The sequence below is a fragment of the Brevibacterium rongguiense genome (assembly GCF_009857845.1).
Classification (GTDB): Bacteria; Actinomycetota; Actinomycetes; order Actinomycetales; family Brevibacteriaceae; genus Brevibacterium; species Brevibacterium rongguiense.
On sequence record NZ_WWEQ01000155.1, the window covers coordinates 1 to 282 of the forward strand.

The 282-nt window shown below is 62.8% G+C and carries 1 pseudogene; it reads left to right on the top strand.

Features of this window, described 5'->3' with window-relative positions:
* Positions 1–123: 123 nt before the first annotated feature.
* A pseudogene (locus GSY69_RS13950) lies at positions 124–282 on the top strand (DDE-type integrase/transposase/recombinase); the annotation flags it as partial.

Genomic DNA, 282 nt, shown 5'->3' on the forward strand with positions numbered 1-282 from the left:
CCTACCACCGCCGCCGGCGTCAGGCCCGCCTGGGCCGATTGACCCCCATCGAATACGAGACCATCATGAACCCGACCGTCACCCTGGCGGCCTAAACCAAGCTGACACCTGATCGTGCATCAGTCCCTTGGTGTGCTCAACAGGGCCGTGGCGTGGTTTGCAGACCGTGGCGTGAGTGTTGAGCGCGTGCTGTCAGACAACGGTTCGGCTTACCGGTCGTCTGCGTGGCGTGAGGCGTGCACCGAACTTGGTGTGCGACATAAACGCACCCGTCCTTATCGG